The 22898-nt window shown below is 48.1% G+C and carries 19 protein-coding genes; 17 read left to right on the plus strand and 2 right to left on the minus strand.

Features of this window, described 5'->3' with window-relative positions:
- Positions 1-34: 34 nt before the first annotated feature.
- Positions 35-700 carry an SDR family NAD(P)-dependent oxidoreductase gene (locus tag NIES2104_RS20695; protein ID WP_059000132.1) on the plus strand — a complete coding sequence of 222 codons (666 nt, stop codon included), beginning with the start codon at positions 35-37 and terminating at the stop codon, positions 698-700.
- Between the two features lie 122 nt (positions 701-822).
- On the opposite strand, the gene NIES2104_RS20700 is transcribed toward NIES2104_RS20695, so the two are convergent.
- On the minus strand, positions 823-1707 hold the full coding sequence (locus NIES2104_RS20700) for a LysR family transcriptional regulator (RefSeq protein ID WP_059000133.1): 885 nt from the start codon (positions 1705-1707) through the stop codon (positions 823-825).
- A 273-nt stretch (positions 1708-1980) separates the two neighbouring features.
- Here NIES2104_RS20700 and NIES2104_RS20705 point away from each other — a divergent pair, with 273 nt between their 5' ends.
- From NIES2104_RS20705 to NIES2104_RS20715, 3 genes are all read left to right on the plus strand, one after another.
- Positions 1981-3240 (plus strand): sulfatase-like hydrolase/transferase, encoded by a 1260-nt coding sequence (locus tag NIES2104_RS20705; RefSeq protein ID WP_059000134.1) that lies wholly within the window; start codon positions 1981-1983, stop codon positions 3238-3240.
- Between the two features lie 29 nt (positions 3241-3269).
- Complete coding sequence (locus tag NIES2104_RS20710; RefSeq protein ID WP_059000135.1) at positions 3270-4376, plus strand: alpha/beta fold hydrolase; 1107 nt, start codon at positions 3270-3272, stop codon at positions 4374-4376.
- A gap of 110 nt (positions 4377-4486) precedes the next feature.
- Complete coding sequence (locus NIES2104_RS20715; RefSeq protein ID WP_059000136.1) at positions 4487-4966, plus strand: hypothetical protein; 480 nt, start codon at positions 4487-4489, stop codon at positions 4964-4966.
- Between the two features lie 368 nt (positions 4967-5334).
- On the opposite strand, the gene NIES2104_RS20720 is transcribed toward NIES2104_RS20715, so the two are convergent.
- Positions 5335-6252, minus strand: coding sequence for a LysR family transcriptional regulator (locus NIES2104_RS20720; protein WP_059000137.1), 918 nt, complete (start codon positions 6250-6252; stop codon positions 5335-5337).
- 87 nt (positions 6253-6339) lie between these two features.
- On the opposite strand from NIES2104_RS20720, the gene NIES2104_RS20725 reads away from it, so the two are divergent.
- From NIES2104_RS20725 to NIES2104_RS20780, 13 genes are all read left to right on the plus strand, one after another.
- Positions 6340-7089: an SDR family oxidoreductase gene (locus tag NIES2104_RS20725; RefSeq protein WP_059000138.1), complete on the plus strand. Its 750-nt coding sequence runs from the start codon at positions 6340-6342 to the stop codon at positions 7087-7089.
- Positions 7090-7154: 65 nt separating this feature from the next.
- Positions 7155-7601 (plus strand): ester cyclase, encoded by a 447-nt coding sequence (locus NIES2104_RS20730; RefSeq protein ID WP_059000139.1) that lies wholly within the window; start codon positions 7155-7157, stop codon positions 7599-7601.
- A 751-nt stretch (positions 7602-8352) separates the two neighbouring features.
- On the plus strand, positions 8353-11700 hold the full coding sequence (locus tag NIES2104_RS20735) for a filamentous hemagglutinin N-terminal domain-containing protein (protein WP_059000140.1): 3348 nt from the start codon (positions 8353-8355) through the stop codon (positions 11698-11700).
- Between the two features lie 602 nt (positions 11701-12302).
- Positions 12303-12479 carry a hypothetical protein gene (locus NIES2104_RS31915; RefSeq protein ID WP_156427010.1) on the plus strand — a complete coding sequence of 59 codons (177 nt, stop codon included), beginning with the start codon at positions 12303-12305 and terminating at the stop codon, positions 12477-12479.
- 52 nt (positions 12480-12531) lie between these two features.
- Positions 12532-15222, plus strand: a complete 2691-nt coding sequence (locus tag NIES2104_RS20740; RefSeq protein WP_059000141.1) for a GAF domain-containing protein — start codon at positions 12532-12534, stop codon at positions 15220-15222.
- Positions 15215-15838, plus strand: coding sequence for a response regulator transcription factor (locus NIES2104_RS20745; protein ID WP_059000142.1), 624 nt, complete (start codon positions 15215-15217; stop codon positions 15836-15838). The genes NIES2104_RS20740 and NIES2104_RS20745 overlap by 8 nt, the downstream gene beginning before the upstream one ends.
- Before the next feature lie 201 nt (positions 15839-16039).
- On the plus strand, positions 16040-17641 hold the full coding sequence (locus NIES2104_RS20750; RefSeq protein WP_059000143.1) for a GMC family oxidoreductase: 1602 nt from the start codon (positions 16040-16042) through the stop codon (positions 17639-17641).
- A gap of 18 nt (positions 17642-17659) precedes the next feature.
- A complete protein-coding gene (locus NIES2104_RS20755) occupies positions 17660-19231 on the plus strand; it encodes an iron uptake porin (RefSeq protein WP_059000144.1) in 1572 nt (523 codons plus the stop codon).
- The gene (locus tag NIES2104_RS20760; protein ID WP_339375245.1) at positions 19215-19904 is read left to right on the plus strand and encodes a flavodoxin domain-containing protein; all 690 of its coding nucleotides are present in this window, start codon (positions 19215-19217) and stop codon (positions 19902-19904) included. Before NIES2104_RS20755 ends, NIES2104_RS20760 begins: the two co-directional genes overlap by 17 nt.
- Before the next feature lie 86 nt (positions 19905-19990).
- Positions 19991-20794 (plus strand): SDR family NAD(P)-dependent oxidoreductase, encoded by an 804-nt coding sequence (locus NIES2104_RS20765; protein ID WP_059000145.1) that lies wholly within the window; start codon positions 19991-19993, stop codon positions 20792-20794.
- Positions 20795-20812: 18 nt separating this feature from the next.
- The gene (locus tag NIES2104_RS20770; RefSeq protein WP_059000146.1) at positions 20813-21244 is read left to right on the plus strand and encodes a VOC family protein; all 432 of its coding nucleotides are present in this window, start codon (positions 20813-20815) and stop codon (positions 21242-21244) included.
- Positions 21244-22053 (plus strand): SDR family NAD(P)-dependent oxidoreductase, encoded by an 810-nt coding sequence (locus NIES2104_RS20775; protein ID WP_059000147.1) that lies wholly within the window; start codon positions 21244-21246, stop codon positions 22051-22053. The genes NIES2104_RS20770 and NIES2104_RS20775 overlap by 1 nt, the downstream gene beginning before the upstream one ends.
- Before the next feature lie 26 nt (positions 22054-22079).
- On the plus strand, positions 22080-22892 hold the full coding sequence (locus NIES2104_RS20780; RefSeq protein ID WP_059000148.1) for an SDR family NAD(P)-dependent oxidoreductase: 813 nt from the start codon (positions 22080-22082) through the stop codon (positions 22890-22892).
- The last annotated feature ends 6 nt before the right edge of the window (positions 22893-22898 follow it).

Below are 22898 nucleotides of genomic sequence, written 5' to 3' on the forward strand. Positions count from 1 at the left end.
TCATCGAACTGTCGTGTTTAAATTGGAGAAGCTCATGAGTCAGAAAGTATGTGCGATCGTAGGTGTTGGAAAAGGATTGGGGTTAGCAATTGCTCAACGATTTGGACAAGAAGGGTATGCGATCGCAATGCTGGCTCGAAGGGCTGAAGCTCTAACAACTTATCAAGCTGAACTGGAACAACAAGGAATTGCTGCTCAAGGATTCAGTGTAGATGTTGCAGATAGCACTGCGCTAAGTCAAGCGTTTGAACAAATTGCTCAAACAATGGGTGCGCCAGAAGTACTGGTTTACAATGCGGCAGTGATGAAAGAATCCGATCCATTAACGATTCCCAATGATGAATTTGTGACTGAATTTAAGGTGACAGTTGCAGGTGCTTTGACCTCGATCCAGCAGGTTGCTCCCGCAATGAAATCGCAGGGTCGCGGCACGATTTTGCTCACGGGTGGGGCACTTGCTTATGACGAGTATTCTTTCCCGCCGTATGTTTCACTCGCTGTCGGTAAAGCTGGCATTCGCAAACTCTGTTTTGTGATGGCAAATGCACTCGCACCCGACAACATTCATGTTGCGACAGTTACGGTGTGTGGCACGATTCAGCCAGAGACGCACTTTGCGCCTGACAAAATTGCTGAGGTGTACTGGCAGTTGCACACTCAACCGAAAGCAGACTGGAAAACAGAGTATGTTTATCGATAAGCGGATCGAAGTCAGCGATCGACCAGCACGACACCTGAGCAAAAGTTAACGGGTGAGGATCAAGGCAATCTGAAGAGCTTACCGCCTGCTTGACTTATCCCGACAAAGTGGAGAAAGAAGGTTCAAACTTGAGGGAGATGCTGCAATCCCTGTAGAAATAGAGTTGCTGAAGGACTGTTTTGTTCAGGATGCCATGCGGCTGCAAGTTCCAATTCTGGTGTGAGTTCAGACAGCGATCGACAGACGACCCCTTGAGGCGCAACCGCACAGGCTGACGCATGAAGCAACGACACGCCTAGCCCAGCCGATACTAACCCCAAAATTGTTTGCTGCGGAAAAACTTCCTGGACAATGTTTGGGCTAAAGCCTGCTTGTTGACAAAAACTGATCATTTGATCGTAGAGAACTGGACCGACAGAACGCGGGTAGAAAATGAAAGACTCCTGAGAAAGCGATCGTATCGAGATGACCTGGCTTTTAGCCAAGCGATGACTATCCGGTAAGAAAACCATCAGCGGTTCCCGGTGTAGTGTTTCTAGCCTCAGCGCGGATTGAGCGATCGGCGGATGTAGCAAGCCAATCTGAATGCGATGCTCGATCAAGGCTTCAACCTGTTCATTCGTCGTTAGTCGCTCTAGCACAAGCTGAATGTTCGGATGCTGCATTTTGAACTGACGAATGGCTTGGGGTAGAACACGATTCAAAGCGGCGCTCGTAAAGCCAATTCTGAGTTCACCGCGATCGCCCTGTTGAGTTCGCTGTGCTAGGAGGATCGCTTGATTCGCTTGCTGGAGTGTTTTTTGCGCTTCAATGAGAAATACTTTTCCGGCTTCCGTTAAGCGCACTGTTCGTTTAGTGCGGTGGAACAGTTGCACCTCGATTTCGGCTTCTAGCTCTCGAATCTGACGGCTCAGGGGTTGTTGTGCCATTTGCAAGCGTTGCGCCGCACGACCGAAGTGCAGTTCTTCTGCCACCGTGACAAAGTAACGCAGATGCCGCAATTCCATTTGAACCTCTAGAGTGTCAAGGTTGAACTAAATCGGTGTTGGACAGTTCTAATCTCACTTTTTAGCATGAATGGAGACGGTGTAGGAGGAAATGAACCATGAGCAATGGTCGATCGCTCGGAAACAGTGTTCAAATCAAAGCTCTCTCCTTATGAGGGTGAAACCAGCCTGAATGCTCTCATGAAACAGAAATACATTTGAAGGACGGGAACGGCTCAATCTTTAAAGCTCAAAATTCAATTCAAACCTTTAATCATCATGTGGCAAAGGACAATGAAACGGCTGAAATGGGTCATCATTGCCGCGATCTCGCTATTCATGCTGGCGGTGACTTTAACAATTCCGCATGAGTCTGCGATCGCAACTGATACTTTGCAAGCGATTGCACAAAATCCTACTTCAACTGCCAGGAGTAAACCTGCCCGCATCATCTTCTTTCATATCGACGGCTTGCATTATCAAGCACCAGAACGATTAAAGATGACGAACTATCAATCCTTAGTAAAGCAGGGAACTTCAGTCGAGGAAGCCTACATTCTGATTCCGTGGCATCAAACCGAGAACGGCTATTGCAGTCTCAGCTTAACTTCACCCCCAAATCCAACTACAATGGCAGGCTCGATCTTTCTCGATCCGTGGTGGGAAGAACGCTACATTCAGCAGACCTTCTATCCACGCCAACTCACTCCACACATTGCTAATAGCATTGCCTACTCATCGCTCAATCCAGGTTTTAACTTCACCAAGCTGGAATACAGCACTGATGAAAGTAGTGTGCGATTTGCACTCGATCTACTTAGACAGCATGACATTCGATTCATGCGACTGGTGCTACAAGATACAGGTTCAGCAAGTCAAGATGTCGCGGATGGACGATTGAAGAATGAACCGTGGGCAGAAAACATTTGGGCAAATGGTTCACCTTACATCAAAGCAGCGCAAAACGCCGATCGTTTACTGGGCGAATTTGTCGCTGAACTCAAACGCATGGGGAAATGGGACGATACCTTGCTCGTTCTTCTCACCGATGGACAAGCCTCAACTGGATGGCATCCGATTCAAAATGAAGAGAGTTGGCGCATTCCGCTTGCGTTTGTCGGTACTGGGGTAGCGCAAGGTCGTACGATTCCTTATGCAGAAAGCATCGATATTGTTCCGACGGTACTCAATCTCATGGGAATGCAACCCTTGAATACCGACGGTGGCTCTGGGCGAGTGTTAGAAGAAATTAAGGCGAACAATCCTGCCTCGGCTCAACCGCCCCGCCGACTGCTCGAACTAAATCGGCAGATTAAAGAACACTTGCGCTTGAAATCTCAGATGCAGCTACTCGCCGATCGCTATCCGCTCATCGATACTTCATTGATGCAAGCCGAAAACCGCTTAGAGCGACCCGGAGCTAATTTCTACAATTTGGAGCGCATGGATCAATGGCGCGAGGCAGGCACGCTCGACAACATGCTGCGCGTGAATCGAGAAGCGATCGCTTTCCTACGAGAACGTCTAGCCCTCAGTGGCGCACCCAAATCTTAAATCCTCTTTATAACCAAGGAGCTTCGCTTATGACTCGATCAGTTCAAGTTCTTAGTACGTTGTTATTGCTTGGAAGCTTATTTGTTGGCTGTACTCAAACTTCCCAACCTCAAACCATGCCTCAAACGTCAACAACGCCTACAACGCAGCAAACTGCTACTCAAGTGACACGAGAAGATTTTTCAGTCAGCAGTGACCCGAACATTCAACTATTTGTGCGAGAAGTAAAGCCGACCGGAAACACCGATCTGACTCCGATTCTGCTCTTGCATGGCGGTGGTGGTGGCGGACTTGCTTCTTATGATGTCAATGTTCCAGGGTACTCGCTGGCTGAAACGTTCGCCCAAGCAGGACATCCCACTTACCTTATGGATGTGCGCGGTTGGGAGAACTCCACTCGTCCCGCAGGCTTAGATCAACTGCCCAGCGCCAATCCGTCGTTAGTCACCTCCGAAGAAGCAGTTAGAGATATTAGTGCCGTGGTTGATCGAATTCGGCAGCGCAATCAGAATCGAACCATTGCCTTAGTCGGTCATGCGTCTGGAGGGCATTGGGCAGGCATGTACACCAGTCGCAATTCAGGTAAAGTTAGTGGTCTTGTGATGCTGAATAGTTTGTATGGGGTGAATGCGCCGTGGAACTACCGCAGCACCTTTGAGCGTAAAGATGGTTCAGAACAGTTTGACTCCAGTGCTGCCGCTTTCCGAGAAGTGACGGCTGAGGGATTGATCGCCAATTGGACACGCGCCATTCCGGTAGAGGATAAGAATCAGTGGCGCGATCCAGCCGTCGTGCAGGCACACCAAACGATCGCACTTACAAACGATCCCACCAGCAATACTCGCAAACCGCCAAGCATTCGCGTTCCGGGCGGCTTTCGCCTTGATGCTTACAATCTCTCACGCGGTCAGAAGCTTTGGAATGCAGCCGATATTCGAGTGCCAACGTTGTTTATCCGAGGCGATCGCGATCATTGGTCGAGGCAGGCTGATCTTCAGGCATTGGACGCTGAACTAGTGAATGCACCGCGCAAAAAGACCGTGACGATCGAGAATGGGACGCATTTTCTGTTTCTGGATCGACCAGAGCGAGGACGAGATCGCTTTATTCAGGAAGTTTTGTCCTTTCTTGAATGACATTTTAGAAGCTCGTCGATCGCGAATTGATTGCTTGAATTGAAATCGTCGCTCAGTTCATATGGGCAAAAGCGATACAATTGTTCGCTAAAGGCTAGCAGCGAACGAATATGAAACTTGCAGAGTTACCTCAGGACGTGCTGGATGATTTATGCCAAGAGCAGCAGTGGCGATTAGATATCGATCCTGGCTTTGATAGCAAGCACGAATTTTGGATGCAGTGGCATCATTTCCTCAAGTTACCGGACGATGCTTACTTTCCTCGCACCGAAGACAGTTTGGCAGAGTTTCTGACGATTGAAGAACACGATCTGCTGCTCCCTGTTCCGCGATCGCATCACGGCAGCATTCATCTGATTCGCTTGATTCCTAGTGCCGATCAACAAACGCTGACTCTGTTTCTACAAGATTCATATCATCGGGATTGGTTCACGGAGCCAAGTGATGCTCGGTATGGATTCATTGCGATCGCGGATCGTTACCAAAAGTTCGGCTGCGATTTCTATCTTGCTAGTTACTACCATTTCGCCTATCTGATTGGAAGAGATTACGAAGTAGCAGTGACGATCCTGGCTCAGAAACTGGGATAGCGATCGCGACGTAGAGTGTGAATCAGCAGCGATCGCGCTGTTCCAAATCTGAATCATGCAGCGATCGCGCTCTTTGCTTTCGTTGACTCTAATTGATTGCAGGAAAACTCAAAGATTTAGAAATGAAAGATTCTCGATCGGCATAGCTTCTTTGATCAGAGTATTATCTGGCTTAAAATCGGTATAAATCCTAAAAAACGGGGAGGTCATACCGATTACAAGCGGGATAATATGCCTTGAGAGAGCAGTTATGCCGATTGCAAGGGCTTTAAACGGCAGAAGTAATTGTTATCCTGCTTCGTTTTCGGGTGGGGGAGTAAATTTATTAGGTGCTTGTCAATTTCCAAAAGGTGGCATGGATGAGCAGTTTAGATTTGTTCGCACACTGTTTGGATTGTTTGGCGTAACCAGTAGTTTACATCATCTTGATCAGCTAGTTTGCTCCACATCATTGAAACTGTCCAAGATTGCATTTCAATTGGAAGTTTAAAGACTTCGATGTTATCTAATGTCGAGAAATAGCTGGCTGTACGAGAAGGAATAGCGGCAACTAAATCACTAGACGCGATGATGGACGGCAGAACCAACATATGCGGAACAGTGATTGCAATACGGCGCTTCAAGTTGTGCATTGCAAGAGCGCGATCGACTTCGCCAATTGTGTCTCGTCGAACAGTAACTAGCGCATGAGACAAATTTGCAAACAATTCTAGAGAAAGCGGTTTCCGAATCATTGCAGGATGATTTCTACGAGCAATGCCAACAAAATGTTCTTGAAATAAAGGAGTACAGGTCATTTGACGTGGTGGATTTGGAAAAACACCGAGTGCCAGATCTGCTGCGCTCTTTTCTAATAATTCGCCTACGCTATCTTTCTCAAATCCGATCATTCTGAAGTTTAGCTTTGGTGCAATCTGGCAACAATACGCGATCAGTTTTGGCACAACGACAAAGCTTGTGTAATCCGTACTTCCAATCGCAAAATCCCGTTGATCAGATGCAGGGTCAAAGGCTTGACTCGTTTGAAGGGTCTGGCGAATTTGATGGAGTGCAGCAAAAATACCAGGCGCGATCGCAATCGCTTTACTGGTTGGCTGCATCTCTCGCCCCACTCGAAGAAACAATTCGTCGTTAAATAAGCCTCTCAACCGTCCAAGTGCTGCACTCATGGCAGGCTGCCCCAAATAGAGACGTTGAGCCGCAGCCGTGACACTGTGTTCTTCAAAGAGTGCCTCAAAGGCAACTAGCAAATTCAAATCAACCTCAGATAATTCAATTGATCTCATTAATATCTATTATCTCTACAATCGATTTGATTAATTTATATCATTTTGGTACGGTGGAATCCAGTGTTGGACTGAGCAGGAAGCATCATGATAGAACAAACGAAAATTGCAGTAGTCACAGGAAGCAATCGAGGGTTGGGCTATGCGATCGCTAAAAAGTTAGGTCAGATTCAGGGCATTCAAGTTGTTTTGACCAGTCGTAACGAAGCGGAAGGGCGCATGGCTCAAGAAAAACTAGCTCATGAGGGTGTAAATACGAACTATCACAGCCTAGACATCAACAGCGATCAGAGTGTTCAGGCTTTCGCGGAATGGTTGAAGCAAACCTATTGCAAGATTGACATTTTAGTGAATAACGCTGGCATTAATCCTACAGCGCAGATCGAGGAATCTAGCCTATTGACGGTACAACTAGAAACAATGCTTTCAACCTTTACAACTAATGTTCTCGCAGTTGCCCGTATCTCTCAAGCATTGATTCCGTTGATGAAAGCGCAAAACTATGGGCGGATTGTCAATGTTTCAACTGAGATGGCATCCTTCAGCACTTTGTCTGATGATGATTATCCGCTTGCCCCATCTTATCGATTATCCAAAATTGGGCTAAACGGACTCACTGCAATCTTGGCAAAAGAACTACAAGGAAGCAACATTCTAGTCAACACTTACTCGCCAGGTTGGCTGCAAACCGATATGGGTGGCGTGAATGCCCCATTCACGGCTGAAGAAGGCGCGGAAACTGCGGTTTATCTTGCGACATTGCCAGACGGAAGCGTTCAGGGTCAGTTCTTTGCTGAGATGCGGAAGTTTGGCGGAGCGATCCAATTAAATTGGTAATCCCTCGACAAATTAAACATCACTGAGTATTGACCCATTTAACTCAAAACTAAGGAGTGAAAATTATGACTGAGATGGAAACTCAAAACCTGGGTGTTGCTCGTCAATTCGTTGAGCAGTTTTTAGGTCAAGGTAATGTGAGCATTGCTGAAGAGATCCTAGATGAAAATATTCAAGTTACAACTGGACTTAAACCCGATGCTCCAATCGACGGGAGCGAAGAGTACCAGCAGATTTTTAGTTCATTCTTTGATGCGTTTCCACCTGTTTCACAACTGATGATCGAAGACATTTTTGCAGCGAATGATCGAGTCGTTGTACGGTTTCGGTCAGAGCAGAGACACGCAAAAGACTTTTTTGGAGTTGCAGCAACGAATCGAACAATCGTATTTATTGAAACTCATGTCATGCGTCTTCAGTCTGGCAAGATCGTAGAGAATGTAGTTAGCGCCACAAATCTTGAGTTTGAGATGCTGATGGCTCCAGTTCTCACACCACTCATTCTTCAGTAAAGGTAAGGTGCAAAGTTGATTGTCCGTTGGCAGCCAGCAGGATAATCGGGTAGCTAGGGAATTTTCTTCCCCAGCCTCCACAACACCCTATATGTGGAGACGCATATAGGGTTTCCCCAGAGCAGTTTAGAGTTCAGCTCGATCACTACAAGAGCAACCTCGATGTTCTCCAGGATTGGTTACGCAATTAAGCACCGACAATTTAGCTCCCCTAGCTGGGGACTCCTTTAGCCCCTAGTTCTGCGATATCAACTTCTCGTGAGGTTAGACATTAATTGAAGGATGGGGCGATCGCAAGGCGAAGGATTGCTAAACGAACGGAGAAATATTGGCATAGAGAACCCAGTCCTTTCAAGGTAATCAGCGAACTTGCTGGAATTCGGGCATTGCAACCAGCGATCAGAATCTGAAAAAGAGTTCAGAAATGGGAACGAGAAAACAAGGATTTCGATTATTCTCTGTTCTTTATTTAATACTTTGAAAGGGTTGACCTCAGAGAATTACACAGCTAGAAACGTTGTTTCCCAGGAAAAATATGCAAGATTCGCTCGAAGCAATGCAACATTGAACGATCACAAATTGAGATCGCCGATCTCAAAAACCGACGCACTTATGCAGTTTTGTCGAATGATTTTTCTTGCTCCGATACTCTTAAATACTCGGCTGTGTCTGACCTTTAGGGTCGCTCAGACTGCAATTCTAAGGATATTGTCGGGAACCTTAATACCATCCTCTATTCTCCACGCTGGTTATGAAGTGTTCTTACCTGTGGTTATGCAGCTTACTTGGAAGTCTTGTAGTAAATGCTCCGGTTGCTGCTCAACTGATTCCAGATAGCAGCGCTGGCACGACCGTCATCACAGAGACCACGAGCCGAGATCGCATCGACGGCGGCATTATTCGTGGAGCGAACTTGTTTCATAGTTTTGACCAGTTCAATGTTCTGAACGGTCGCAGCGCCTATTTTACCAATCCTACAGGCATCAGCAATATTTTTACCCGCGTTACTGGAGGCAATCTCAGCAGCATTGATGGAACACTAGGGGTTTCAGGAGCAGCAAATTTATTTTTGCTCAATCCAAATGGCATTCTGTTCGGTGGCAATGCAAGACTTGATGTCTCCGGATCATTTGTAGCAAGTACTGCTGATCAAATTCAGTTTGAGAGTGGCGTATTTGATGCGACGAATCTCACTGCTCCTCTGCTAACGATTAGTGTTCCGCTCGGACTTCAGTTCGGGAGTAACCCTGGTATGATTACTAACCGATCTACCGTAGGCTTAGGCACACCGAGCGGAAGCACGATCGCACTGATTGGAGGAGATTTAGCGATCGTAGGGGGTCGCATTATCACTGATGGATCTGTGGAGCTTGCGAGTTTCACACCTAACAGTAGCGTCAACCTCATTCCGAATGGAACTGGATATCGTATCAACGCCAGTTCCACTGCTAGCTTTCAAGATATTCGCCTGACTCAAAGGGCGCTTGTTCAATCTCAGGGCAATTTGTCGCTACAAGGGCGCAATATTAGTCTAGAAGAATCTTCTCAACTGCAAACGATCTCAACTGCAAATCCGGGTGGAAATCTTACCATTCAAGCCACAGGTATCTTTAGTCTCAGTGATACTATCAACCGAAGGGCTAGAATTTCGACGATAGTCCCAACTGGAGCAACTGGAAAAGGCGGCGATATTACGATTCAGGCGGGGCAGGTCTGGATGCAAGATTCTGCTGATGTCTATACGATGAGCGAAGGATCGGGGGCAAGTGGCGCGATCGCAGTTCAAGCCAACCGCCTAGAAATGATCGATCGCAGTTACCTCTACACCGAGGGCTATAGTACAGGACGCACAGGTGATATTGATATTTCGGTCGGCGATTTGCGACTCTTTGATGGTGCGGGCATCATTGCCTATGCTGAGGGTGATTCTCCCGCAGGCAACGTCACCATTCGTGCCAATCAAGCCGATTTGATTGGTACAGCAACCAATCCATACACCGTGATTGAAACAACCTCATACGCTAGCAGTCCTGGTCGCGGTGGTGATCTGACAGTCAATGTTGCAGGTCGCCTACAATTGCTCGATGGCGGCAGACTGCAAGCGGGATCACTCACAGCTAGAGATTCTGGAACTTTAACCGTTAGAGCTGGAGAAATCATTGCAGATCACGGTGGCTTCGACCAAACAGGGATCAAATCCCGAATGGAATGGGGTTCCTCTGGACAAAGTGCGCCTGTGATTGTGGAAGCGGGTCGAATTCTGGTGCGGGATGGGGCTGAAATTGCGACCGCAACTCATTCAGTAGCTGGCTCAGATGCAGGAAGTTTAACGATCAAAACAGATGAACTCACCGTTTTTGGAGGACTGAATGAATACGGTCAAGGTGGGATTTTCACAAAATCTACGAACGGTACTGGTCGAGGCGGCGACATTCGGTTAGAGGCGGGGAGTTTACGGCTGCTCGACGGTGGAGAAGTGACAACCGATGCTCAAGATAGCGGCAATGCAGGCAATCTCACCGTCAAAGCAAATACCGTTCAGATTGAGGGCATTGATGCAGTCCGTCAACTTCTAAGCGCACTACGCACGAGTACCAGTGCGGGCGGAAACGGAGGAAATGTGACGATCGAGAGCGATCGCTTAGCCTTACTCAACGGTGGACGCATTTCTGCCTCAACGACTGGCGCTGGACAGGCAGGAAATGTAACATTAACCGTCAATGACATCGCGCTACGTGGACAGTCTTCTACATTCACCAGTCAAATTACTGCCTCATCGAATACGGGTGCAAGTTCTGGATCAATTCAAATCAATAGTCAACGACTGGTGATCGCAGATCAAGCCCAAATCTCAGTAAGCAATACCAGTACTGGAAAAGCTGGAGCGATCGGAATTAATACAAGTGATTTAAGCTTGACTAGTAACGGTAAGCTTACGGCTGAGGTCAGAGACGGCGACTCTGGCGAGATTCGCATTGTCAGCCAAAGAGCGCGACTTGATGACAGCATGATCTCTACCAGTACTTCAGGACAGGGAAATGGCGGACTTATTACTTTAACAGCTAGAGAAAGCTTACAGCTCTCAAATCTGGCTCAATTGTCATCTCAAACAAGCGATCGCGGCAATGCAGGCAATATTCAAATTCAGTCTCCAACGATCGAGTTACAGTCGGCTGCGGCAGTCACAACCGCAACAACAGGAACAGGCAATGCAGGAACACTGAATATTCAATCCGAAATCTTGAGTCTCCGAGATCTGGCACAGTTCTCCACAGCAAGTAGCGCAGCAGGCAAAGCTGGAAATATCACGGTGCAGTCGGGCGCGATCGCACTTTACAACAATGCCCAAATCAGTAGTCGCAGTACAAGCAGTGGAGAGGGTGGAACGATTAGAGTGACTGGGCGATCGCTTGACCTATCGACAGAATCTGATATTACTAGTGCCACATCCGCCGGAAATGGCGGGAATCTTAGCTTCAGTCTTTCTGAACTTCTGCTACTGCGCGATCGTAGTCATTTAAATGCCGAAGCGGGCGGGAGTGGCGATGGAGGAAATATCGCCATTCAAGCTCCATTTATCATTGGGTTAGGTAACAGTGACATTATTGCGAATGCCAATATGGGACGAGGTGGCAACATTAGCATTACGACGCAAAGCCTCCTCGGATTGCAGTTTCGTTCGCAACTGACTCCTGACAATGACATCACAGCTAGCTCACAGTTTGGAATGAATGGATCAGTTCAGATCGAACTGTTAGCGATCAGTCCTGCCCAAGGCTTAACGGAATTTGCACTAGATATTCTTGATCCCAGTCAGCGATTAGCTCAGTCTTGTGTGTCTAATCAAGGCAGTCGTTTTATCATCACCGGGCGGGGCGGTGTTCCTGCCAACCCAACTGAGCAGGTTAGATCAGATCGTACCTGGGTCGATTTGCGCGATTTTTCGGGTCAGGGAAGAACAATAGCTGCGGCGACTGCTGTTGCTCCTGCTTTGATAGAAGCAACCGCTTGGCAGCGTAATCCACAGACAGGCAAGGTGGAATTAATTGCAGACTATCCCTCCGTTTCAACAAATCCTGCTGCAAGCTGTGCGCCGTGAAGCCCTTGAGGATAATCTCTACAAAGTCCTCGATCAAGGACGATGACCCTACCACTCTTTAATGCTGGATCACCCGAAGAAACACAATCTGAGCTAGTTCAGAAAGCCATAGATGTCCAGATTACAGCATCGGTGATGACCCTGTAGACCGATATCAAGCAACCCAGAATCGATCTCACTGACTCTGCCGGAAATGCTTTCCGGTGTAATCCTCAAGGTTTTCGACTCGATGCCAGTGTTCTAAAAGATCCGAGCAGATCATCTCAATCTCAAACAAGTGGCACAGGGATTCGCAGGGCAACTTCGCGCCAAGCAGTACGGGTGACAGGCAAAGGATCGATAGAGTCGGCAACAACACCCAATCCAAAACGAAGCTTGTCTTCAGCTAGACAGTAAGCAATTCCGTAGCCTTCTGAGCCTGTAATTAGACTTCCAGTTTGGCGAAGTAGCTGCTCGATTGTATCAATCCGTAGGTAAACACACCATCGATCGCGAGCGAGGAACTGTGAAAGTGTTTTTTACCCGTTCCTGGTAATCTTCCTGGTGATCCATCTAGTCTAACGATCGCTCAATTCCAGCATCGCCACCTGTGAATTCCTGGGTTGGATGTCTGCTCACGAGACCTAATCCTCAAAGCAACTCGTGGGGTTGCGATCGCGCTGGTATCGTCGCGTGGGCGGAGACAGCAGCAACCAGGATTCGCGACGGATAATCCAGCTTTCGTGAAGCAGTTTGATGCGATCGCCGAACGCTCTGACTTGCTCGATTCTCTACAATAGGGAAAAGACTCTTCCAAGCAGAGGCACGATCGTGATCGAGGAGGGCAACCGCATGAATGAAAAGGGCACAGAGCCAGAGAGAATTGCAGCTTTGGAAGCGGAACTGGCTCAAGCGCGATCGCACCTCGAAACCCTTCAGCAAGAAAACGATCGCCTCCGCAAATCTGAATCGCGATATCGTCAGGTGTTTGAGAATGCACCAATTAGCATGGTGCTAATTAATACTGATGGCTACTGTACTCAGATAAATTCGGCGGCTGAAGATTTATTTGGACTATCGATCAACCAGTTAAATCAGCAAGCAGCTCCCGTGTTTGACAATTCTCAATTGGCGGAAAATGGGACGTTACCTTATATGCAGAGAGCATTTGCCGGAGAAGCAGTGATTGAGCCGCCAACGACTTATGATGCGTCAAGGGATTTTGAAAGTGGAAAATTTGATCATGGGCGCGGGCATTATGCCCCGATTTGGAACGCTGCGGGTGTGGTCGAGGAGATTGTAGAAATCACGGCTGATATGAATGTTTTCTTTGCAGTACAGAAAGAATTGCTGCAAGAGAAAGACCGTGCTACTCAAGAACGCGCCCGACTACTTAGCACGATCGCTGAAGTTGCCAATCTACTTTTACGATCGCCGGACTATATCACTGTTCTTCCGGATGTCGTGCGGCTGTTGGGCGAGGCGGTGGGAAGCGATCGATGTGCCCTTACCCAAGAAACCACTGAGCCGCAGTCAGACAAGCCTGCGGTCAAACTACTAAATGAATGGTGTCGAGCAGGAATTCCTAGCGTTTTGGTCGGTTCTCCAGAGTTTCAAGCTGGATTTATGACCGATAAACTTGCTGCTTTTGAACAACAACTCTTGCAGGGAGAAACCGTTAACTTTCTCGTGGCAGACGTGGAAGAACCTTGTTTGAGAGCATTCTTTGAGGCTCATGGCTGTATATCGCTGCTAATTGTGCCAATCTTGGTGCAAGGACAGTGTTGGGGACACATTGGCTTTGATAATTGTGGAGAAGCACGACTGTTTGATGAGGCAGAAATTGCAATTTTGAAGATTGCGGCGGATAGTATTGCAGCGGCGATCGAGCGTCAGGCAAAAGAGGACGAACTGCGAAAATCGGAGGCATTGTATCGATCGCTGTTCGAGATCAGCAGCGAAGGCATTTATCGCTGGCACTTGGATCAGCCTGTCTCGGTCAATTTAACGCTTCATGAACAAGTCGAGTTAGTGTATCGCTATCATTCTTTTGTTCAGGCGAACGATGCTTTGGCAAGAATGTACGGACTAGAAAAGGGAGAAGAAATCGCAGGGCTGAGACTTGCTACTGTGCATCAACAATCCTCAGAAAAAACGTTAGCGATGATGCAGACAATTTGTAGAAATGGATGGCAAATTCGCAATGCAGAATCTGAGGAAATGGATGTCAATGGAAAAAAGCGGTATTTTCTCAATAGTATCATTAGTATCATTGAAGATGAGTGTGTCAGCACAGGTTGGGGCACTCAAATCGACATTACGGAGCTGCGAGAAACACAGCAAGCGTTACTTCAGGCAGAACAAGAGCAAACTACAGAACTAACCAGAGCGAATGAGGCTCTGAAGCGATCGCTGGAGGTTTTGGCAACCGAGCCAGATTTAGACAAGTTCATTGACCATGTGCTGGGCGTGATTGCTCGCCAGATGAATGCGCCTGCTTCTTTACTATGGCTGTTTGATGCCTCGCTGCAAACTGTGACGCTGCACTTAATGCACATCAATGACCAAGCCTGCCCCTCCGCTCAACTTCGGGCGAATGCTGCACACTCTCAGCAACTTCGCTTGCAGAAACCGAACTGGGTATTTCGCCTTGACCAACGGCAACCCTATCTGCTGGAAGTGGTGACACCGATATTCACCCAAGCAAGTTGTACCTTCTTAAATGGGATGGGCATTAAAGCGATTCTCATTATTCCCTTATGGTTTGGGGAGCGACTGATTGGCTCGTTTGCATTACGTTTGTCAGAAGCGCGAACCTCTCAACCGAGTGAATTAGAGTTTGTGCAAGCCCTAGCGCATCAAGTTACTTTAGCCATTCAGCTATCACGATTAGCAGAAGAGGCACAGAAGACCGTCTTGTTAGAAGAGCGTAACCGTATGGCGCGTGAAATTCACGACACCCTCGCACAAGGATTTACAGGCATTGTGGTGCATCTCGAAGGCGCAGAAAGTGTCATGAGCGAAGATCCCGAAAAAGCCCGATCGCGCCTGGATCGTGCCCGTCAACTCGCCCGCGAAAGTTTAGCCGAAGCGCGACGTTCTGTTCAAGCCCTACGTCCACGATCGCTCGAAACGGGGAACTTGTGCGAAGCGATCTCACGGTTGATTCAAATCATGTCTGACGATACACCGCTACAAATTCAATTTGAGTGTTACGGGACAACGCAACCGCTACCAGATCACCATGAAAGCCACTTGTTACGAATCACTCAAGAAGCCGTCACGAACATTCTCAAACACGCGGATGCCACTCACGCCACAATTACCCTGACGTACACTCAGGCTATCCTTTGCTTACAGATCCAAGATGACGGACAAGGCTTTGAGATTCGATCGCTAAAGACAGACGGCTTTGGCTTGGTGTGTATGCGCGATCGAGCCAAAGAAATTGGGGCAGATTTCAGCATTCTCAGTCATCCTGGAGAAGGCACAACCATCTGTGTCACGACAAGATTAGATCCGGAGGCAGAACAACATGACTAAGCCAATTCGCGTTCTCGTGGCGGATGATCATCCGATCGTGCGCGAAGGCATTGTCAGCTTGATTACCGATCAGCCCGACATGATTGTGGTAGCTGAAGCAGAAGACGGACAAAGCGCGATCGAGCTATTTTCTCAACATCAGCCCGATGTGACTTTGATGGATCTGCGAATGCCGAACGTTTCTGGCAGTGAAGCGATCGCCCGGATTCGTCGGGATGCTCCCAGTGCCCGAATCATCATTCTTACGACCTACGACGGCGACGAAGACATCTATCGCGGCTTGCAAGCGGGAGCGATGTCCTACTTGCTGAAAGATGTGCCGCGCCAAGAATTGATTGGCACGATTCGCACAGTTTATGCCGGACGCAAGCAGATTTCTGGAGTGGTGGCAGAAAAACTGATCGGGCGGATGGAGAGTGAGACGATTAGCGATCGAGAATGCGAGGTGCTTCGCCTCATTGCAGCAGGTAAAAACAATCGCGAAATCAGTCAAGCGCTAAAAATCAGTGAAGGAACCGTAAAATCGCATATCAATAGTATTTTGCACAAGTTTGAAGTAGACGATCGGACTCATGCAGTCGTGCTAGCTCTGAAACGCGGCATTATTGGTCTCTGAGCCGCTCAGAAGCCAGGACTCTAACGAAAGTTAGATCGGTTGCTCGATCGTTTGGATGGCTCAACGCTCCACTAAAATGCAGAAGCAAAAATTGATAGAAAGCTAGATGAAAAACCATCATGGCTTCTTTACGGTTAGAGGTGGGATGAAACTGTGCTGTGACTGTTCCACTTTCGTCATGCTTTAGAGAGGAGAAGCGCGATGCCGGAGTATGACTACATCATTGTTGGGGGTGGTTCTGCTGGAGCCACGATCGCTGCTCGGCTTTCCGAAGATGCGAGTGTCTCGGTCTTATTGCTGGAAGCGGGACAAAACTGGCGGAGTCAGGATGCTTCCCCAGAGTTGCGAGGGTACAACTTCTTTAAGATGCTGACTCAGGAGGGCTACTACTGGGAAAGTTTGCAGGGGACGCTGACGACTCAGAAACAACCAGAACCTTACATGGTCGGCAAAGGATTAGGGGGTGGCTCCTCGATTAATGGTCAAATTTGGATGCGCCCACCGATGGATGATTATGATCATTGGGTGTCGCTCGGTTGTTCGGGATGGTCAGCAGATGAAATGCTGCCGTATCTGAATAAAAGCGAAGCGGATGAATTGGATCGTCCCTATCATGGCAATGCAGGTACAATTCCAGTGTGGCGACCGCAAGCACAGGATTGGGGATACGTCGATCGCGCTTTTCAAGAGACCGCGATCGCATTCGGACACACAGAATCAAATGCAGATTTAGACTTAAATGCTCCCGGTGCAACAGGCTTATCGAGGATTCCTCTGAATGTGCGTCAGGGTCAGCGCGTGACGACGAATGATGCCTACCTCGAACCAGTGCGCGATCGTGCAAATCTAACCATTCTCGGCGGAGCTTTAGTCGATAAAGTGCTGTTTAAAGGTCAGCAAGCGATCGGGGTCAAGGCGATCATTAACAATGAACAACGAGCGTTTCGTGGGAGTCAAATTGTACTGTGTGCGGGAAGCATCTACTCGCCTGCAATTTTAATGCGATCGGGAATTGGAGCCGCGAATCAACTCAAAGCATTAGATATCAGCGTCTTAGTCGATTTACCTGGTGTTGGTGCGAACCTAAAAGACCATCCCATGCTGTCCGTTGTTTTTCCACTCAAAGAACAGTATCGAATGCCGAATTCAGATAGCTTACTATCAAGTTTTTACTTGCAATGGAGTTCAGGCATTGAAGGGGGACGGGCGAATGATTTGGTCATGTTCCCGATGAATTTAATGGGTGCAACTTCGGACGCGGTTCGGACGGGTGGAATCGTGCTGGATTTGTTTGATATATTTTCGGTCGGTAAAGTTGAGCTAACGAGTCTTGATCCAGCCAAAGATCCTTCAATCTGGGTAGGAATGTTAAACGATCGACGCGATTTGGTGCGTCTAAAAGCGGGAGTGCGACATTTATTTGAGATGGTTCAAAGTCAAGCGATTTTAGAATTAGCTGCCTCTGACCCTCAGTTTGCTCCTCGGATGCAGTCGGGTCGCCCGATCGCTGATTTTGCAGACGATGCCACTTTAGAAGCTGCAATGCTAGAGTACTGCGCTCAATTCTTTCATCCAGCGGGAACCTGTCGTATGGGATCACCTTCTGACTCAATGACCGTCGTTGATCCAAAGGGTCAAGTGATTGGAACTGAGAATCTATTTGTTGCGGATGCCTCGATCATGCCAGATATTGTTCGAGCCAACACGAACGTCACAGCAGTTTTGATTGCAGAAGTCATGGCGGATCAACTTAAACTGCGCTTTTCTAGCTCAAAGCAGAGTGCAACAACGCTCATTTACTAATGTTTCGCGAGTCGTCCGATGTCCTGCTTAAACCGTTCTCAAGTCAATGCTATCCCTGCAAGCCTCTCGATTTTACTATTTTCTCTAATTATTGTAGAAATTAAGACTAGCTCTGCTTCTGAAGCAATTGCTGGGGACTCGTTCACCCAAGTGACAGGTGTCGATCAGCTTTCGGATGTGCAATCTACTGATTGGGCATTTCAGGCGCTACGATCGCTCATCGATCGATACGGCTGTCTTTCAGGCTCCCCAAATCAAACCTTTCGTGGCAATCGTGCGCTCACTCGTTACGAATTTGCAGCGGGATTAAATTCTTGCCTAAACCGCATCAATGAGCTTGTTACCGCAAGTACGAGTAACATTGTGAGTCAAGAAGATTTAGCCACATTACAACGGCTACAAGCTGAGTACAGCAAAGAATTAACGGTCTTGCGCGGTCGTGTTGATCAGTTAGAAGCCCGCACAGCAACCTTAGAAAAACAGCAGTTTTCGACTACCACAAAACTGACCGGGCAAGTTGTTCTTGCAGCAAATGCAGGTGGCTTTAGGGGTGAACGTATTCTTGATCCGACAGGCAGAGTTATCACGAATACCAACCCGAATCCAACGGTCTTTTATCGTGCAGCACTCGATTTCGATACCAGTTTTAGCGGTCAAGACTTGCTGAAATTGCGGTTAGATAGTCTCAGCGCTCGTGGTCGAGAACAGACCGCAGGTTTTTTAGAACCCAACTTTGGCAGCACTTTGGAGTATACGGTGCGAGGCACACCTAATCAGCGATTGGGCGTTTCGCGGCTCTACTACGCCTTCAATCCAGTGCAAGATTTGAAAGTGACGGTTGGTTCTGCGATCGTCAGCACTGATTTTGTCGATCGCAATCGCTATGCCAATAAAATCACAGATTTTTCCACTCTGGCATTTGTGAATAACGATTTGCTGTTTCCGATTAATGCTCCATCAGTGGGAGCCGCTTTAGATTGGAGTCCGGCTCAAAGTCCATTCAAGTTACGAGCCGTTTATTTAGCGGCTGACGCTGCGAACCCAGATCGAGAAGGACAGGTGAGCGAGATCGCGCCTTTCGCTCAACTGCTAGTTCCCAGGCTTACAGGTCGTCGTGGTCTATTCGGTGCGCCGTATCAAGGAACTATTGAACTTGAATATGCACCCTCACAGGCTTTCTCAGTGCGATTGCAGTATAGCGGCGGAAAACTATCCGAACAGCGCTTTGATGTGTTTGGGGTCAACGTTGAATTAGCACTCTCACAACAGGTTGGGCTATTCGGTCGATATGGCTACAGTAACTATGACGGTACAAGCTTCGGAAACATTCAACCGAACTACTGGATGGCAGGAATTGCTTTTCAAGATCTGTTGATTCCGAAATCGATCGCAGGTCTTGCAGTGGGGCAACCCTTTATCGAAAATGCCGTTGGTGATGCCACTCAAACCAATATTGAAGCCTTTTATAACCTTCCCTTAAACGACAACATTAGCCTCACACCATTGATTCAAATCATTACTCATCCGGGTAATCAAGACAGCAACGGCACGATCGTCACTGGAACACTACGCACTGTATTTTCATTTTGATAGTAGGAGCAAGCGAATGGCTGATACTTATATCCTGATTGTGTTTCACTCCTTGCAAGGACATACTCAGCGCGTGGCTGAAATTGTGGCAGAGGGAGCGCGATCAATTCAATCAACAAAAGTTGTGATGAAGTCGGTGGATGAAGTCGATCGAACGGACTTCAAAGATTGCGATGCCTTGATTATGGGGTCTCCAGTGCATCAGCGATCAATGAGTTGGGAAATGAAGCGATTTGTCGATCTCGTGTGTGAACCTAGCTGGTTTTTTGATGATATGGTCGGTCGCGTGGGCGGCGTATTTACTACCGGGGGCGGACATGGCGACTGTGGAGCAGGCTGCGAACTTGCACAATTAAGTATGTTGGGAAATCTCGCATCTCTTGGCATGGTGCTTGTGACCCTTCCTAAAACCACTCCCGGTTTCAATGCCGCCGGAATGCACTGGGGAGCACACGTTCGCACAGGTGGCAGACAAATGGAGCCTGCGACACCCCAACAACTCGATCCAGAAGCATTAGAAGCCGCTTTTCATCACGGTGCAAACATTGCGCGAGTTGCGGTGAACTTGCGAAACGTTCAATTGATGGCTCAAGGCAATGTTGTCCCCGCACAGCCTGAACGAGAGCAGCGAACTCAGATGCAGGGCATCATCCCGCAGGGCGTTCCTCGGTAAACCAGCCTCAGCACGAATCTTTCTTTTGACAGAGCTTTCGCTTCGATGTTCTTCGCATAATGACCTTAACCTGAAGGAGTACTTTGATGGATTTGAAGTTGGCAGGGAAACGCGCTCTAGTCACTGGGGCAAGCAGTGGAACTGGAGCCATCATTGCAAAGACGTTGGCACAGGAAGGTGCTTTCGTCATCGTGCATGGACGGAATCTGGAGCGAACTGAGGCTGTGACTTCAGAGATTCGCGCCGCAGGTGGCAAGGCAGAAACAGTCCTGGGAGATCTTAGCACTCAAGATTCGACAGATCACATTGCTCAATCTGCCCTTCAAGCGTTTGGTGGAATTGATATTCTGATTAACAATGCGGCTCTGATTGGGCATTACGAAACCTGGGAGGATGTAGGAGCAGACGATTGGGCACAGATGTATGACGGCGTTGTGCTGGTGATTGTTCGCCTAGTAAGTGCATTGCGATCGCACTTAGAAACCCAAGGTTGGGGACGCATCATCAATATTGCTAGCGCCCAATCCCTGCAACCCTTCGCGATGATGCCCGATTATGCAGCAGCGAAATGTGCAGTTTTGAACTTAACCAAAAGCTTATCGAAACGCTTCGATCGTACTGGAGTCACGGTGAATGTCGTTAGTCCCGGCATCATTGTCACCGAGCAAATTCGCCAGCGATTAACTGAGGCAGCAGAGAAAGAAGGGCGTACTACTGAGTGGAGCGCGATCGAACAACACGTCTTAACCACCGAACTCGATAATCCTACAGGTCGGCTTGCTCAACCTGAAGACGTTGCTAATGTTGTAACTTTTCTAAGTAGTCCTCTAGCTGATTACATCAATGGAACCAATGTGCGCGTTGATGGTGGCAGCATTCTTACGATCTAGAACACGAGGAGCAACTCAATGTTACGACTTCATCACTTTGGAATCACAGCACATAGCTTAGAGGAGACGATTCAGTGGTACAGCAAAAATTTAGGGTTCACCTATGACTATACCTATGAGGTTGAAGCCTTGAAGATGAAAGCTGCATTTATGAGCTTGGGAGAGTTTCGACTTGAAATCTTTGAAGTTGAAAATGCTGAGCCGATGCCTACCTATCGAAATGAAGTTGCAACCAATATTCAAGTTCGAGGCTTAAATCATATTGCTTTAGCGGTAGAAGATATCGAAACCACAGTTCACACGCTCAAGCAGCAAGGAATTGAGTTTGTGACTGACCTTGCCGAGATTCCCAATTCTCAGGGGGAACGCTACACCTTTTTCAAAGACAACAATGGAGTTTTGATCGAATTATTTCAACCCAATCCCAGTAATGACAAAGGAGTAACCTGATGTCTGAGAAAATTGCATTTCCCAGTGTTGCCCATAAAACGCTATCTGAACTGATCTCGCTTGAAAATCGCGTTGTTGTTGTCACGGGTGCAGCACGCGGAATTGGTCAAGCGATCGTCAACCGTCTTCACCAATCTGGAGCTAAAATCATTGCGGTCGATCGCAGAACTGAACCGTTTGAATCCTCTAATGGCATCCTCTCCGTAACGGCTGACATTCGCCAATCGGATCAAGTCGAGCAAGTGGCAGAACGCGCCATGCAGGAGTTTGGCAGGCTTGATGTTTGGGTAAACGATGCGGGATTGCTGCCGATTCATACTGCAATGGATCTGACCGATGAACAGTGGCAAGAGACGATCGATACCAACCTCACCGGAACGTTCTACGGCTGTCGAGCCGCAGGACGCAAGATGAAAGCCCAAGGCAGCGGCGTGATCATTAATATCGCGTCTAGCCTTGCCTTTCATAGTGTGCCTGAACAGCCCCATTATGTGGCTTCAAAGTGGGGTGTGCGAGGATTGACGGCAGCACTCGCGAATGAATGGGGAAAGTATGGCATTCGAGTGGTGGCGGTCGGTCCTGGATTGACGGATACACCTGGCGTTGAAGCAAATATGCAAGAACTCGATCGATTGCAGGGCGGTGATGCAAGAGGTGCAACGGCAAAGATGTATCCATCGAGACGTATGGGCGAACCGGATGACATTGCTCGAATGGTTCTCGTACTAGCAAGTGACTTAGCAGCATTTGTCACAGGTGCAGAAATTTTAGTAGACGGTGGTGAAGTGTATTCCAGTCCTGCGGGTTGATAGTCATCGTAAATTGGAGAATCAAGATGGTCGGACGACTGACAGGTAAAGTTGCATTGATTACCGGAACGGCAGATGGTCAAGGGCGGGCTGCTGCTCGATTGTTTGCTCAAGAAGGCGCGATTGTGGTCGGTTGCGACCTCAAAGGCGACGAGAACCAGAAAACGGCTCAAATGGTGACTGGATCAGGCGGGCAGATGGATGCAGCAACGCTTGATATCACAGAGGCTCAAGCTGCTAAAGATTGGGTGAATGCTGCTGCGAAGCGTCACGGCGGTATTGACATTGTTTACAACAATGCTGCTTTAGAATGGTTTGCGCCTTTCGCAGAGATGAGTGCAGATGATTGGCATCGTACTATCCGTTACGAACTTGATGGTCTTTTCTTTGTCACACAAGCAGCTTGGTCACATTTGATTACGCGAGGCGGTGGTTCGATTATCAATACCGCTTCAGTTTCGGGAATGCGGGCGAATGAGCATATTGGCTCGATCGCTCATGCTGCTGGGAAAGGCGGAGTCATTGCCCTCACTCACCAGCTTGCACTAGAAGGTGCGCCTCATAACATTCGGGCGAATGCAATTTCACCTGGTCCGATTAATACGCCTGCAACTCTGCCTCAGCTTGACAAAGATCCGAGCTTTCGTCTGACTTATGAGGGTTGGACACTCTTAAATCGAACAGGAGAGCCTGAAGACATTGCTTACTGTGCTTTGTGGCTTGCCTCTGATGAATCCTCGTTTGTCACCGGAATTAATGTTCCAGTTGACGGCGGATGGAGCGCGAAAGGGGGACTGACCGCGAAATCAGGCGAGCTTGCTGTGAATCAACGCCCATAGTAGGAG

It is taken from the genome of Leptolyngbya sp. NIES-2104, from assembly GCF_001485215.1.
GTDB lineage: Bacteria > Cyanobacteriota > Cyanobacteriia > Leptolyngbyales > Leptolyngbyaceae > Leptolyngbya.